This is a genomic window from Castellaniella sp., from assembly GCF_036379515.1.
GTDB lineage: Bacteria > Pseudomonadota > Gammaproteobacteria > Burkholderiales > Burkholderiaceae_B > Castellaniella.
In genome coordinates, this window is the sequence record NZ_DASVGN010000018.1 from 1 (window position 1) to 14,703 (window position 14,703).

Here is a 14,703-nt window from a genome sequence, read left to right on the forward strand (position 1 = left end):
GCCTCACGCACCTCGTCGAGCTTGAAAGGTTTGACGATGGCTGTGATCTGCTGCATGTCGGTCTGCGCCATGATGTCGATGATCCTGCGGAAAAGCAATTAATATAGCGCAGGTCGGGTGCTGCGTCCGCTGCCTGTACAGGCAAGGCCCGTGTACCCTCTGCAGTGCAGCCCTGCAGGTCTTCTTCTCACCTATTCGTCACTATGACCGACACGCCTTCCACTCACAATCAATTCGACAACAAATCCAAAGCCTGGTCCGCCCGGTTCTCCGAGCCCGTCTCCGAGCTGGTCAAGCGCTACACCGCGTCCGTCGGGTTCGACCAACGCATGGCCACCTTCGACATCCAAGGATCGCTCGCCCACGCCGACATGCTGGCTGCCGTCGGCGTAATCAGCCAGGGAGACCTGGCCTCCATCCAGCGTGGCATGGAGAGAATCCTGGAAGAGATCAAAGACGAACGCTTCACCTGGTCGCTCGATCTCGAAGACGTTCACCTGAACATCGAAAAGCGGCTGGTCGAACTCATCGGTGACGCCGGCAAGCGCCTGCACACGGGACGCTCACGCAACGACCAGGTAGCCACGGACATCCGCTTGTGGCTACGCCACCAGATCGACGTGTGCAGCGGCCTGTTGCGCGACTTGCGCATGCGTCTGGCGAGCCTCGCGCTCGAGCACGCCGACACAATCCTGCCCGGATTCACGCACCTGCAGGTCGCCCAACCCATCACCTTCGGGCACCACATGCTGGCCTACGCCGAAATGTTCGGCCGAGACGCTGAACGTCTGACCGACTGCCGGCGCCGGGTGAACCGCCTGCCGCTGGGCGCGGCTGCCCTGGCCGGTACGACCTATCCCATCGATCGCGAGCGCGTCGCGCGCACGCTGGGCTTTGACGAAGTCTGCCGCAACTCGCTCGATGCCGTGTCCGACCGCGACTTCGCGATCGAATTCTGCTCTGCAGCCGCGCTCATCATGATGCACATCTCACGCCTGTCCGAAGAGCTCGTTCTATGGAAGAGTTCGCGCGTGGGCTTCATCGACCTGGCCGATCGATTCTGCACGGGCAGCTCGATCATGCCGCAGAAAAAGAACCCGGACGTGCCCGAACTCGCGCGTGGCAAAACGGGGCGCGTCTACGGCCACCTGATGGCACTCCTCACTCTGATGAAAAGCCAGCCCCTGGCCTACAACAAAGACAACCAGGAAGACAAAGAGGGACTCTTCGACACCGCCGACACCATCCGCGACACGCTCACCATCTTCACGGACATGATGGGTGGGGTAAAGGTCAAACCCGAGGCCATGCGTGCGGCAGCGCTGCAGGGCTATGCCACGGCCACCGATCTGGCCGATTACCTGGTCAAACGTGGCCTGCCTTTTCGCGACGCACACGAGACCGTGGCGCTGGCGGTACGCAGTTGCGAAGAGCGCGGCTGCGACCTGGCCGACCTCACGCTGGAAGAACTGCGCAGCTTCAATGCCGGCATTGGCCCGGACGTCTTCGAAGTGCTGACCCTGGAAGGCTCGGTAGCCGCCCGCAAGCACGTGGGGGGCACGGCGCCTGAGCGCGTGCGCATCGAGGCCCAGCAGATCCTGGATCAGGCACACTGAAGAACGGATCAGGGCTCGAAGACCGCCATGGACTCCACGTGAGCCGTATGCGGGAACATATTGACCGCACCAGCCGCCTTCAGGGTCCAACCACCCACGTGGTGCAATACGCCGGCATCACGCGCGAGTGTGGCGGGGTTGCAGGACACGTACACCACCCGCCGGGGCCGCTCTTCGGGCGCGAGTGCCGCCAAGGCCTGCGCAACCGCCAACGCCCCTTCTCGAGGCGGGTCGATCACCATCCGGTCAAAGTGCCCCAACCGCCGCAGCCAGTCGGCGTCAACTTCGAACAGATTCAGCTCGGTGAACGTTGCGCGCACCGCCAAGCCCTGATTTTCCGCATCTTCGCGTGCTCGGGCAACCAGCGTGGCACTGCCCTCAATGCCCACGACCTCACGAGCCTGCGTTGCCAGAGGCAGGCTGAAATTTCCCAAGCCGCAGAACAGGTCCGCGACTCGATCCGTCGCCTGCACGTCCAATAATTGCAGTGCGCGCGCAATCAACGCCTGGTTGATGTGCGGATTCACCTGCGTGAAGTCCGTAGGTCGGTAATGCATGCGCAGACCGTACGCCGGCAAGGAATAGGCCAAGGCATCCCGCTGCAGAGGGTCCAGAGGGTGCGCCGAATCGGGCCCTTGGGGCTGCAGCCACCAGACGATCTGATGGTGTTCACCAAAAGCGCGCAACTGTGCAATGTCCTGATCGGTCAGAGGCTCCAGATGACGCAGACAGAACACCGTGGCCTCGTCGCCCACGGCAACTTCGATCTGTGGCATGCGATCAGGATGCGACAGGCTTTCGATGAGCCGCCGCAAGGGTACGAGCAAAGCGGACACATGGGGAGGCAGCACCAGACATTGTCGAATATCGGCTACATAGCTACTTGCCCGCTCGCGAAAACCAACCAGCACTCCCCCCTTCTTGGCCACGTAGCGCACCGACAAGCGAGCACGATGGCGATATCTCCAGGTGGGCCCCTGAAGGGCTGGCAGGATCTGGCAGGGAGGGACCTTGGCAATATGCTCCAGCGCGTCTTCAAGAGCCCGCTGCTTGATGGCCAGCTGCGCTGCGGGTTCAAGGTGCTGCATCGCGCAGCCCCCACAGACGCCAAAGTGCGGGCAGGCGGGGACCGTCCGCTGGGACGAGGCTTGCAACACCTGCTCGGTGACCGCTTTGTCGAACGAGGGTTTGCGGCGAGTGATGCGCGCCACCACACGTTCGCCAGGCAGGGCACCCTGCACAAACGCGACCTTGCCGTCGTGGTGTGCAATCCCCTGCCCGTCGAGGTCCAGAGACTCGATGTCCAGTGTCAGCAGTTTGGGATCAATCATGTGGCCAGGCGGCGAGGAATTCTTCCCAGTGGGGCGCTTTGATGGCAGCAAGGGAATCGCGCACGAGGGCAATTTCGTCGGCATAGGCCTGAGCGTCAAGCTCGCCCTTGATCAACCGAAAGCGGCAATACAGCAACCAGGTGTTGACGACATCGGTTTCGCAGTAATTGCGCACGTGTTGACGATCTCCCACCTGCCACGTCTGCCAGACTTGATCGCCGTGAATATCCAGTTTGCCCGGAAAACCGCACAGTTTGGCGAGTTGATCCAACGGCGCGTTCGCGCGACCGTTGAATTTCGCCAGCACGTCCATGAGATCGACGTGTCGTGTGTGGTAGCGGTTCAGGTAGTTGTTGAAGCGGAATTCGCGGTCGTCATCTCCGGTATCCCAGTAGCGCGGTGCCGAAACCCCGTGGATGAGACTGCGATAGTGCAGCACCGGCAAATCGAAGCCTGACCCGTTCCAGCTGACCAGAGTAGGCGTGTAATGCCCCACCGTCTTGAAGAACGCTGCGATGAGCGATTCTTCGGGATCATCAGCCTGCCCGAGGGCGCGCACGCGGAACCCCTGATCGTCGCGAAACACACAGCCCACTACGACGATCTTCTGCAAGTGAAGCGGCAGAAAGTCATTGCCATGCGTCTCGCGGCGCTCGGCCAACGCAGCCTCGATCACAGCAGCATCGTCCCGCCCTTGCCAGTCGGGATTCAGACGACGCAGCCCCTCCGCATCGGGAATGGTCTCGAGATCAAAGACCAGCGTAGGAATCATCGCGCAGGCAGATAAGACAGAGGATTGACCGGTGTGCCCTGGCGCCGGATCTCGAAGTGCAGACGAGGTGAAGAGGTATCCGTCTGACCCAAGGTGGCGATTTTGGTGCCCTTCTTGACGGTAGCCCCCGTCTTGACCAGCAATGTCTGATTGTGAGCGTACGCCGTGATGAAACCATTGGTGTGGCCCAGCAAAATCAAATTACCCAGGCCCCGTACGCCATTGCCGGCATACATGACCTTGCCATCTGCTGCTGCCAGTACCGGAGAACCCAGCGGCCCTTCAATGTCGATCCCCTTGGTGTTGCTGTTGAACCCTTGAATGATCTTGCCAGTTGCCGGCCAGCCCCACGAAACCAGGCTCGCGTCGCTGGCACGGCTGGCCGAGGTGGTGGACGCGGGCGCTTGTTCGGCAGCCCCTGACGAACTGGGTTTGGACGACGAGACAGGTGACGCCACCGGCACTGGCGTGGCCACGACCGCAGGAGTTGCGCTGGAAGAGGCGGACGCGCTGCCGTCCAGTCTGAGAACCTGACCAATGGCAAGCTGGCCGGGATCGTTGATGTTGTTCAACTGCTCCAGCCTGGACACCGACACTCCATGATCACGCGCAATTTTGTAGAGCGTATCGCCGGAACGCACCGTGTAAGTGCCCTGAGCCGAGGCGGACGAACCTGCTGAGGTTCCGCCTGTGGACTGATCACTGACTGGGGCCCGCGACGTGCGCGACGCGCAGCCTGCCAGCACAGCAGTGGACAGCAAGACGGTCAATAGCAGAATGCGCCCGGTGCGGCGGGATTGAATGAACGGGCCTTCTGTTACCAGCGTCCCATCGAGCATATGGTTCTCCTACTCAGAGCTGCGTGCCAGGACGCAGTGGTACAAATCGGACATCCTGAAGCTCGACACGTTGCCAGGAAGTGGCAGCCGTGCGTTCGATCAGGATCAAGCGCTGATGCGTAGTGCCTTCGGGCGCAATCAAACGCGCACCAACAGCCAACTGATGCAGCAGGGTCTCTGGGATTTTAACGCCCGCAGCCGCAACAACAATGCCATCAAAAGGGGCATGGTGTTCAAGACCCAACATCCCATCCCCAAACACCAGACGCACCCGGCTGCGCGAGCGTCCCTGCGAGAGGTTCATGCGTGCCTGTTCAAAGAGGCCACGGACGCGCTCGACCGCAAACACTTCAGGCACATACTGTGCCAGCACGGCGGCCTGATACCCGCAACCAGCGCCAATCTCAAGCACCCGTTGCAGGCGACGGCCTTCAGAAATCACCGACAACATGTGCGCCACGACCCAGGGCTGGGAAATCGTCTGACCATAACCAATAGGCAGCGCAGCGTCTTCGTAGGCCCGGCTCGCAAGCCCCTGGTCGACAAACAAATGCCGAGGCACAGCCTGCATCGCGGCCAGCACCCGATCGTCGGCAATGCCTTGCTCACGCAGGCGGCGCACCATCTGGGTGCGCAAGCGGTCGGAATTCAGTCCAAGATTGGCCGCAGGCGCAGGTATCGGATGCCTATCTGGCGTTTCCGGAAGGGTAAAGGGTTTGGGCCCATGGATACGGGTATTGCTGTTGGCCGGCGAATACCCCGGCCCAGGCGAAGACCCCCAGTTGGTCGTGCCAGGGCGACGCGGCCTGTCAAGCGGATGACGCGGCTTATAGTTGCCCATCAGGCCTCTACCCAGCCCGCGAGGGCGGCGGCTTGCGTATGATCAGTCAAATCCAGATGTAGCGGGGTCAGCGAGACCGCACGATCATCAATGGCACCGAAATCAGTGTCGGGGCCGCCATCCAGCGCACATCCCACCGGGCCGATCCAATACACGGTTTCTCCGTAGGGCGTGGTACTGCGTACCACAGGTTCTGCAGGATGCCGACGGCCCAGCCGCGTGGCCCTAAAACCTGTGAGTTCGGAATAAGGCACCGCAGGCACATTGACGTTCAGCAGCAGCGGCTCAGGCCACGGCCGGGCAGCAAAACGCCCCACCAGTTCGTGTGCCACTCGAACGGCACAATCAAGATGCTTCCAGTCGCGTTCGACCAATGAAAACGCCATGGATGGAATGCCGAAAAGATAACCTTCTGTGGCGGCGGCAACCGTCCCGGAATACAAGGTGTCGTCGCCCATATTGGCGCCATTGTTGATCCCGGAGACCAGCAAATCAGGGCGAAAATCGAGCAAACCGTGCAAGGCCACATGCACACAATCGGAAGGCGTGCCATTGATGTAATAGAAGCCGTTGGCAGCCTGACGCACCGAGAGAGGGCGACGCAACGACAAAGAATTGGACGCACCGCTACTGTTGGTTTCTGGAGCGACGACTGTCACTTCGCCCAATGGCTGCAGGGCGTGCGCCAGCGCTTCGATGCCAGCTGCGGTGTAACCGTCGTCATTGGACACCAATATGCGCATCCCCTCGTCCTCGTCCGTATGAATCCAGATGATGCGAATTGTACCCGGGGACAAACCCGAAGGTGCCGGCAGGCGGCAAACGATGCTATAGAATGTCTCTCCATCTTCCACCCCCTTTCCTTGCAATGTTCCAGTCATTCGCGCCGGCAGGCACTCTCGTAGCCCTGATTGTTGGCTACCTGCTGGGCTCCATTTCCTTCGCCGTCGTCATCAGCCGGCTGATGGGTCTGAGCGACCCCAGAACTTTCGGATCCGGCAATCCAGGCGCCACCAATGTTCTGCGTAGCGGCAACAAGCTGGCTGCAGCACTGACGCTGATTGGAGATGCCGCCAAGGGCTGGGTAGCAGTTGCGTTGGCTGCCTGGGCACTCGAGCAGGGCCACGTGGGGGCAGCAGCCGTGCCATTGGCAGGCCTGGGAGCCTTTCTAGGCCACTTGTATCCGGTGTTTCTACGGTTCCACGGCGGCAAGGGTGTGGCAACGGCCCTGGGGATATTGCTTGGGCTGCAGCCCTGGCTGGCGTTGGCGACGGTGGCCACCTGGATCATCATAGCGGTTACGCTGCGATATTCATCGCTGGCCGCGATCATGGCGGCCATCTTTGCGCCGTTCTATTACATCTTGGGCGCGGATGTCGCCTGGCGCATGAACTCGCTCACGGCAGCTGTCATCACCTTCGTCAGCGTCATGATTCTGGCGCGCCACAAAGCCAACATCAGCCGGCTACTGGCAGGCAAAGAAGGCCGTATCGGTGCCAAAAAAGCCGCCGCAAGCGCCCGTGCCGAACAGGCCGCTGCTGCAAAGCAGGCAAGCGGCGGCCATCACCACGCCCACAAAAAATAAGCAACACCAGGCCGCACCAGCCTCGCGTCACGCAACACAGATATCCTGCAGGTCCCAGCGCGGATACACCCCGAAGGCAGGGTCGCGCAGAGCGGGCAGATCTACCAGGCCGGCACGCACGCGCTGCACGGCTGCCCAGGCAATCATTGCGCCATTGTCGGTGCACAAAGACAGTGGCGGAAAATACACGCGCCCTCCCGTCGAGGCTAGCGCAGCCTGCAACTTGGCGCGCAAATGCCGATTGGCACCTACCCCGCCCGCGACGACCAGAGTGTTCAAGCCAGAAACACGCAAGGCCTGCAGCGACTTTGCCGCCAGCACGTCCACAATGGCGGCTTGCGTAGAGGCCGCCAAGTCGGCTCGGGCCACCGCATCAGTGGCCCGGCCCTCGGCCTCAAGCGCCCGCATGCGGGTCAACACAGCCGTTTTGAGGCCACTGAAACTGAAATCCAGGTCATGGCTGTGCAACATGGGACGAGGCAAGGCATAGGCGTCCGGATTACCTGATTCCGCGAGCTTCGAAAGCTCGGGCCCTCCGGGGTAATTCAAGCCCAGCAATTTTGCACTCTTGTCAAAGGCCTCACCGGCCGCATCGTCAAGCGTTTCACCCAATAATTCATAGCGCCCCACACCTGACACACGCATCAGTTGAGTATGGCCACCTGATACGAGCAGCGCCACAAATGGGAATTCGGGCGCATCGTCGGCCAGCTGAGGAGATAACAGATGGCCTTCCAGATGGTGAATGGGAATGGCAGGAAGGCCCCGCGCCCAGGCAAAAGATTTGGCAAAACTTGCGCCCACCAGCAACGCACCCGCAAGGCCGGGTCCAGCGGTATACGCCACCGCATCCAGGTCGGATGCCTGAATACCCGCTTTTTGCAAAGCCTGTCGCGTCAAGGGAACGATTCTGCGGATATGGTCGCGTGATGCCAGTTCGGGCACGACCCCGCCATATTCTCGGTGCATGGCAATCTGGCTATGCAACACATGCGCCAGCAGGCCTTTTTCAGTGCTGGCGACCGCGACACCGGTCTCATCACAAGAGCTTTCAAATCCAATAATCAACATGGCGTGATAGTCGGTATCAGGGCCGAATAACATGGTGTTTCCCAGTATACGGCCGTTCACAAAAGGGCTTTAGAATGAGGCCGTCTCGCAATAGGCCACGACAATCGGCCGTCACCCAAAGGACCCATCCACATGTTCGAACAGCTCTTCAAGCTCAGGGAACACGAAACCACAGCCCGTACCGAATTACTGGCCGGTGTCACCACGTTCCTGACGATGTCCTACATCATCTTCGTCAACCCGGCGATCCTCGGCAATACCGGCATGGACAAAGGAGCCCTGTTCGTGGCGACCTGTATCGCCGCCGCAATCGGCTGTCTGATCATGGCCTTCGTCGCAAACTGGCCTATCGGGCTGGCACCCAGCATGGGGCTGAACGCCTACTTTGCATTTACCGTGGTGCTCAGTCTGCACTTTACGTGGCAACAGGCACTGGGTTGCGTCTTCATTTCAGGCGTGGTCTTTGTTGTCATCACCATCACCGGCATACGAGAATGGCTGATAGACGGCATCGCACATTCGCTGCGAGCCGGTATCGTGGCCGGCATTGGCATGTTCCTGGGGATTATTGCGCTGATCACCTCAGGCGTGGTGGTGGCCAACAAAGCCACCGTGATTGGCATGGGTGACCTCACCCATATCAATACACTCTATGCAATCCTGGGCTTCTTCATCATCACCGCCCTGGACGCCATGCGCGTGCGCGGCGCCATCTTGCTGGGTATCCTTGCCATTACCCTGCTGGCAGTGGTAACAGGTCAGGTGCAATACGCTGGCATCATCTCCATGCCCCCCAGCATCGAACCGGGCTTCTTCAAGCTCGACATCATGGGTGCCCTCAGCCAAGGCTTCTTCCACGTCATCATCGTGTTCGTGCTGGTCGAAATCTTCGACGCCACAGGCACCATGATCGGCATCGCCACCCGTGCGGGTCTGGTCACTCCCGAAAACCCAGGTCGTCTGGGTCGCGCCCTGCTGGCCGACAGCACCGCCATCTTGGCCAGCTCCGTACTGGGAACCAGCAGCACCACCGCCTACATCGAAAGCGCCTCAGGCGTGCAAGCCGGCGGCCGTACCGGCATGACGGCGGCCGTGGTTGCCATCCTGTTCCTGCTGGCGCTGTTCTTCTCGCCCATCGCGGGAATCGTCCCCGCTTACGCCACCGCCCCCGCTCTGCTCTATGTGGCCTGCCTGATGCTGCGTGAACTGGTGAACGTCAAATGGGACGACATCACCGAATCCGTACCCGCCGCCATCGCTGCCATCTCGATGCCGCTCACGTACTCCATCGCCAACGGCCTGGCATTCGGCTTCATCAGCTATGTGGCGATCAAAACCCTATCCGGGCGCTTCCGCGACATCCACCCAGCCGCATGGCTGGTGGCCATCCTGTTCGTGATCAAGTTTGCGTTCTTCCCCGACTGATCTCGGACACCCAGGCCTCCTCACGGGGCCTGGGTCAGCAGGACAACGCTTGACAGTCAGCGTACACTGGCGATGTGGGGTGGCTTTGCGCCACCCTCTCGATTTTTGGAGTCGCCATGAGCGTTATTGAACTGACCCAAGCCACCTTCCAGGCTGCCACCCAGTCCGAAAAGCAGCCCATCATCATTGATTTCTGGGCGCCGTGGTGTGGTCCCTGTCGGCATTTTGCACCTACGTTCCACACCGCCGCCGATAAACACGAAGACGTGACGTTCGCATCGGTCAACACCGAGGAACAGCAAGAACTCGCCATGGCCTTGCGCATCCGCTCCATCCCCACGCTGATGGTGTTCCGTGAAAACGTGCTGCTCTTCCAGCAGGCGGGTGCCCTGGGTGCCGCACAGCTCGAAGATCTCATCACGCAAGTCAAGGCCGTGGACATGGCCAAAGTGCACGCCGAAATCGCGACGCAAGAAAAGGCCACTGCCACGACGCACTAAGCGGGCGCACTGCCAGGCGTTCACTCGGCTCAGTGGTTGTAAGCTGCCCACAATAAAACAGGGCGCCCTGTTTTATTGATACATGGACAAGAGGTCTCAAGCCTCGATCCCCTGAGACCCCAGATATTCTTCATAAGTACCCGGATAATCATTGAGCTTGCCATCTGGCAAAATCTCGATGACGCGCGTGGCCACTCCGGACACAAACTGACGGTCGTGCGACACGAATATCAACGTGCCTTGATACTGCTCCAGGGCATACTGCAGCGACTCGATGGATTCCATGTCCAGGTGATTGGTGGGCTCGTCCATCAGCATCACGTTGTGGCGACCCAGCATCAGGCGGCCAAAACTCATCCGATTCTTTTCGCCCCCGGACAACACCCGCACTGCCTTGGTGATTTCATCACCAGAGAACAGCAACCGGCCCAGCACCGAGCGAAGAGACTGATCTTCATCACCAGGCTGGCGATAATCGGTCATCCAATCGAACAGATCGCGATCGGAATCGAACTGATCCGACACATCCTGTGCCATATAGCCGATATCTGCATTTTCTGACCAACGAATCCCGCCTTCATCTGCTGCAAGGTTCCCCGCCAACATGCGCAACAGCGTGGTCTTCCCCACCCCGTTGGCCCCAATGATGGCAACTTTCTGGCCAGCCTCGATCATCGTGTTCAACTTCTGGATGATGGGCCGATCGTACGCCTTGGAAAGGTCTTCGATATGCACGGCCTGGCGGTGCAATACCTTGTTGACCTCGAAACGAATGTAAGGATTCTGCCGCGACGAGGGCTTGACCTGCACAGTCTCGGACTTGATCCGGTCAATCTGCTTCAAGCGCGACGTGGCCTGACGCGATTTGGACTTGTTGGCCGCGAAGCGCCGCACGAAATCCTGCAATTCGGCCACGCGTTCCTTGGCACGGGCATTGGCTGCGACCTGACGCTCGCGTGCCTGCGTGGAGGCCAGCATGTATTCGTCGTAGTTGCCGGGATACACCTGCAGCGTGCCGTAATCCAGATCGGCCATGTGCGTGCACACTTCATTCAAGAAGTGTCTGTCGTGGCTGATAATGATCATGGTACTGTCGTAGCCATTGAGCACCGTCTCAAGCCAACGGATCGTGTTGATGTCCAGGTTGTTGGTAGGCTCATCAAGCAGCAGCACATCTGGATTCGAAAACAGTGCCTGCGCCAGCAATATCCGTAGCTTCCATCCGGGTGCAATTTCGCGCATGGCGAGATTGTGCTGCTCTACCGGGATCTCCAACCCTAGAAGCAATTCGCCGGCCCGGGCCTCGGCCGTATAGCCGTCGTACTCGGCAAACCGCCCTTCGAGCTCAGCGGCATGCATGTAGTCGTCTTCAGTGGCCTCTGGGTTGGCATAGATGGCATCCCGTTCCGACATGGCCTGCCACATTTCGAGGTGGCCCATCATGACCACGTCCAGCACCCGCTGGTCCTCAAACGCAAACTGGTCCTGACGCAGCTTGCCCAGACGCAACCCCGGCTCCAGTGTGACCGAACCCGCTGTCGATTCCAGGTCACCGCCAATGATTTTCATGAGCGTGGACTTACCCGACCCGTTGGCACCAATCAGGCCGTAGCGATTGCCATCGCCGAACTTGACGTTGATGTTTTCGAAAAGCGGCTTGCTGCCAAACTGAATGGTGAGGTTGCTGGTGGAGATCACGGGCGATATGCTTGAAAAGATTAGAGAATAACCTGACATTTTAGCAGACCATCCTTACAATCTTTCCGTGCTAACGCCGAGGCTGCAGGGGTACAGGTTCACCTCGTCCAGCCCCCGCAACTCTCGGCTGCCCCTACCCGCTCGCAAAAACTACGACAGCAACCCGCGCGCAGCCAGGTTGCGCATCAGTTGCGTGATACCGAACGTCCATGCTGGTGCATCTTCGCTGTATACGACACGGTTCTGCAGCAGGCCAAGCTGCGGCGACGCGATGCGCACGACATCGCCAATCTTGTGTGTGAAGCCCTCACCCGGCCTATCACGATCGTCGGTCGGCGCGAACAGGGTTCCGGTAAACAGCATGAAACCGTCAGGGTATTGATGATGAGGCCCGCACGTCTGGGCAACCAGGTCGGCCAAATCGCGACTAATCTGGCGGATTGAGCTTTTGCCGCTTAGCTGAAAGCCGTCAGGACCATGGACCTCGAGACTGATGTCGAGCTGTCGTGCGGTATCCAGCGTGAAGCCAGAGTCAAAGACCCGAATGAAAGGGCCAATAGCGCATGAGGCGTTATTATCCTTGGCCTTGCCCAGCAAGAGCGCACTGCGCCCCTCAATGTCTCGCAGATTGACGTCATTGCCCAGCGTCGCGCCTCGAATTTGCCCGCGTGAATTAACCGTAAGGACCAGTTCAGGCTCGGGATTGTTCCAGTGCGAAGCCTTCAGAATGCCGATGTCTTCGCCAGCCCCTACCGCCGACAGGACAGGCGCTTTGGAAAAAACCTCGGCATCAGGGCCAATGCCGACTTCAAGGTACTGCGACCACAGCCCCTTCTTGACCAAGAATTCTCGTACTTTCAAGGCCTCTTCAGTTCCCGGACGGATCTTGGAGACCGCACTACCGATCGTTTCACCGATCTCGGCCCGGATACTGGAGGCGAGCTGCACGTCGCCAGCCGCTTTTTCTTCGATGACGCGCTCGAGCATGCTACCGGCAAACGTCACCCCGCACGCCTTGATGACCTGCAGGTCGCAGGGCGCCAGAAAACGAGGCCGGCTGCGGTCGTTATGCAAGGTATCATGCAGCAAATCCTGCAAATTCCAGTGTGCCGCGATTGGAGATTGCGCCACAAGAGCAGCAATATCGTCTACCTCCATCAACTGGGAGACAGTGGGAGCCAGAGCCGTCAGATCACGCACCTGCCCCGCATGAAGGGCCACGACGCTAGGCCCCCCAATAGCGGGATCGAACACCCGCCCCACTAAAAGTGCCCGATCGGAATCAGAAGGAAGAAGAGAAATTTCAGTTTGCATTTTCATTCCTGAAAGTCGTAATGCTCTGTACTGCACAAAAACGGCAGGCCGTGCGCAGTACCTCGGTGGCGATGCTCACGGCGGGAAATGCGCCGCCCTCAGCCGATAACGGCCATGAGCCTGGCATAGGCGCGCGATAGATGCCGCTGCATGGCAGCTTGCGCTTGCAGCGGATCTCGACTCACGACCGCATCGTAGATATCTTGGTGTTCCTGGATGGCGTCCTGCCAGACCGTCTCATTGTCGAAAAGCCGATGCATGGACCCGCCAACAGGGCTATATCGCTGGTCGAACAAGTCTCGCAACAAACGAGACACCAGTTCGTTGTCGGCCGCAGCCGCCAATACCATGTGGAAGCGGCCGTCAGCATCTGCAAGCGGCTGATCACCTCGGCGCTTGCGCTGGCGCAGCGCACGCCGCATATCGCTTAATGCCGCACCCAAATCGCGTAGCTGCGCGCGGGTCATAAAGCGCGCCGCATGGGCAGCCACGCCGCTCTCTAAAAAATAACGGGCCTGATTGACTTCACGCGGGCTCTGGCCAAGCCGCCCATCGTCGGCTTCAGACGCAGCAACCGCTGCGGGTTCTTCCGCCTCTGGGTGCTGCACTTCTTTCAGGTAAATGCCCGACCCCACCCGAATGTCGATTTCACCCTGCAGCTCAAGCACGATCAAGGCCTCGCGCAGGCTGGTTCGGGAGATTTTGAGTAGCCGGGTGAGTTCACGTTCGGAAGGCAGGCGCCCCCCGCCGCCCACCCCCATGGAACGGATTTCGCGGCGCAATACCTCTGCCACATGCAGATAGCCACGAGCCGGATGTGTCGAGGGGAAGGCGGTATCGGGCTTATTCATGGAAAGAATGCTCACGTTGTCGTTGAGTGTACAAAAACATTCTAAGTGGTCTGGCCACCTCTGTAAAACTCAAATAATCGGGGAAACTACCAATTGGTTTATCCGGTCTGACCAAATAGCATGATTCAAGCTATCAGACCACTTTTTCAGTGCTCGGCGTTTCCACTGATTGTGACATGTCCTACCACTTCGACTTCACAGCTGTACTGCAATACTGGCCCATGTTCGTCCAGGGCATCGAGACCACGCTGCTCATGTCGCTATGGTCCACGCTCGCGGGCTTCGTCATGGGCGTACTGTGTGCGATGGCCCGTAGCTCAGGCGGCCCCATCCTGAAGCGCTGCGTGGGTGCCTATGTAGAGATCATTCGCAACACACCTCTCATCATCCAGGCTTATTTTTTCATCTTCGGGCTCTCCAGCATCGGGCTCACCCTGTCGATCATGACGGCAGCCATCCTGGCGCTGGTCATCAACATCACCGCCTACACGTGCGAGATCGTGCGCGCCGGCATCGAATCCGTACCCCGCAGCCAGCGCGAGGCAGGTGAGTGCCTGGGGCTTTCGCCGCTTCAGGTGTACTGGCATGTCATTCTGTCGCCGGCACTGGAGCGCGTCTACCCCGCATTGACCAGCCAGTTCATCCTGCTCATGCTGGTAACCAGCCTGCTCTCAGCCGTGGGTACCGAGGATCTATTCGGCATCGCCGGCAATATCCAGGCACTGACCTTCCGCAACTTCGAGGTCTTCATCGTGCTATGGGTGCTTTACCTGCTGATGTCGTGGTTGGTACGCATGCTATTCGCTCTAGCCAGCAAACTCCTGTTTGCGCGCAAGCGCAAGCTGGGCACCCCGCTTTAA

General features: G+C 59.6%; 14 protein-coding genes. 5 read left to right on the forward strand and 9 right to left on the reverse strand.

Features of this window, described 5'->3' with window-relative positions; genetic code table 11:
• Nucleotides 1–203 precede the first annotated feature (203 nt).
• Entirely contained in the window at nt 204–1,616 is a 1,413-nt protein-coding gene (gene argH / locus VF285_RS05805; protein ID WP_346951679.1) for an argininosuccinate lyase, read from the forward strand.
• Nucleotides 1,617–1,624: 8 nt separating this feature from the next.
• Here the strand turns inward: argH and rlmD are convergent, their stop codons facing one another.
• From rlmD to surE, 5 genes are read right to left on the reverse strand one after another with little or no spacing between them, the layout of a single operon-like run.
• Complete coding sequence (gene rlmD / locus VF285_RS05810; RefSeq protein ID WP_346951680.1) at nt 1,625–2,947, reverse strand: 23S rRNA (uracil(1939)-C(5))-methyltransferase RlmD; 1,323 nt, start codon at nt 2,945–2,947, stop codon at nt 1,625–1,627.
• Nucleotides 2,940–3,719 (reverse strand): 3'-5' exonuclease, encoded by a 780-nt coding sequence (locus VF285_RS05815; RefSeq protein ID WP_346951681.1) that lies wholly within the window; start codon nt 3,717–3,719, stop codon nt 2,940–2,942. Before VF285_RS05815 ends, rlmD begins: the two co-directional genes overlap by 8 nt.
• A complete protein-coding gene (locus VF285_RS05820) occupies nt 3,716–4,558 on the reverse strand; it encodes a peptidoglycan DD-metalloendopeptidase family protein (protein WP_346951682.1) in 843 nt (280 codons plus the stop codon). Before VF285_RS05820 ends, VF285_RS05815 begins: the two co-directional genes overlap by 4 nt.
• A gap of 13 nt (nt 4,559–4,571) precedes the next feature.
• Nucleotides 4,572–5,399: a protein-L-isoaspartate(D-aspartate) O-methyltransferase gene (locus VF285_RS05825; protein ID WP_346951683.1), complete on the reverse strand. Its 828-nt coding sequence runs from the start codon at nt 5,397–5,399 to the stop codon at nt 4,572–4,574.
• Complete coding sequence (surE, locus tag VF285_RS05830; RefSeq protein WP_346951684.1) at nt 5,399–6,142, reverse strand: 5'/3'-nucleotidase SurE; 744 nt, start codon at nt 6,140–6,142, stop codon at nt 5,399–5,401. Before surE ends, VF285_RS05825 begins: the two co-directional genes overlap by 1 nt.
• A gap of 125 nt (nt 6,143–6,267) precedes the next feature.
• Between surE and plsY the strand changes: the two genes are divergently transcribed.
• Nucleotides 6,268–6,984 (forward strand): glycerol-3-phosphate 1-O-acyltransferase PlsY, encoded by a 717-nt coding sequence (gene plsY, locus VF285_RS05835; RefSeq protein WP_346951738.1) that lies wholly within the window; start codon nt 6,268–6,270, stop codon nt 6,982–6,984.
• A 27-nt stretch (nt 6,985–7,011) separates the two neighbouring features.
• Here plsY and tsaD read toward each other — a convergent pair whose 3' ends face one another.
• Complete coding sequence (gene tsaD, locus VF285_RS05840; protein WP_346951739.1) at nt 7,012–8,055, reverse strand: tRNA (adenosine(37)-N6)-threonylcarbamoyltransferase complex transferase subunit TsaD; 1,044 nt, start codon at nt 8,053–8,055, stop codon at nt 7,012–7,014.
• Between the two features lie 132 nt (nt 8,056–8,187).
• Here tsaD and VF285_RS05845 point away from each other — a divergent pair, with 132 nt between their 5' ends.
• Together VF285_RS05845 and trxA are read left to right on the forward strand one after the other, a co-directional pair.
• Complete coding sequence (locus VF285_RS05845) at nt 8,188–9,480, forward strand: NCS2 family permease (RefSeq protein WP_346951685.1); 1,293 nt, start codon at nt 8,188–8,190, stop codon at nt 9,478–9,480.
• A gap of 116 nt (nt 9,481–9,596) precedes the next feature.
• Nucleotides 9,597–9,980, forward strand: coding sequence for a thioredoxin (gene trxA, locus VF285_RS05850; RefSeq protein WP_346951686.1), 384 nt, complete (start codon nt 9,597–9,599; stop codon nt 9,978–9,980).
• A gap of 96 nt (nt 9,981–10,076) precedes the next feature.
• On the opposite strand, the gene VF285_RS05855 is transcribed toward trxA, so the two are convergent.
• The 3 genes from VF285_RS05855 to VF285_RS05865 all read right to left on the reverse strand — a co-directional run bounded on the left by VF285_RS05855 (nt 10,077) and on the right by VF285_RS05865 (nt 13,843).
• On the reverse strand, nt 10,077–11,678 hold the full coding sequence (locus VF285_RS05855; protein ID WP_346951687.1) for an ABC-F family ATPase: 1,602 nt from the start codon (nt 11,676–11,678) through the stop codon (nt 10,077–10,079).
• A gap of 150 nt (nt 11,679–11,828) precedes the next feature.
• Nucleotides 11,829–12,992 (reverse strand): fumarylacetoacetate hydrolase family protein, encoded by a 1,164-nt coding sequence (locus VF285_RS05860; protein ID WP_346951688.1) that lies wholly within the window; start codon nt 12,990–12,992, stop codon nt 11,829–11,831.
• A gap of 98 nt (nt 12,993–13,090) precedes the next feature.
• A complete protein-coding gene (locus tag VF285_RS05865) occupies nt 13,091–13,843 on the reverse strand; it encodes a FadR/GntR family transcriptional regulator (protein ID WP_346951689.1) in 753 nt (250 codons plus the stop codon).
• Between the two features lie 176 nt (nt 13,844–14,019).
• Here VF285_RS05865 and VF285_RS05870 point away from each other — a divergent pair, with 176 nt between their 5' ends.
• Nucleotides 14,020–14,703: an amino acid ABC transporter permease gene (locus VF285_RS05870; protein ID WP_346951690.1), complete on the forward strand. Its 684-nt coding sequence runs from the start codon at nt 14,020–14,022 to the stop codon at nt 14,701–14,703.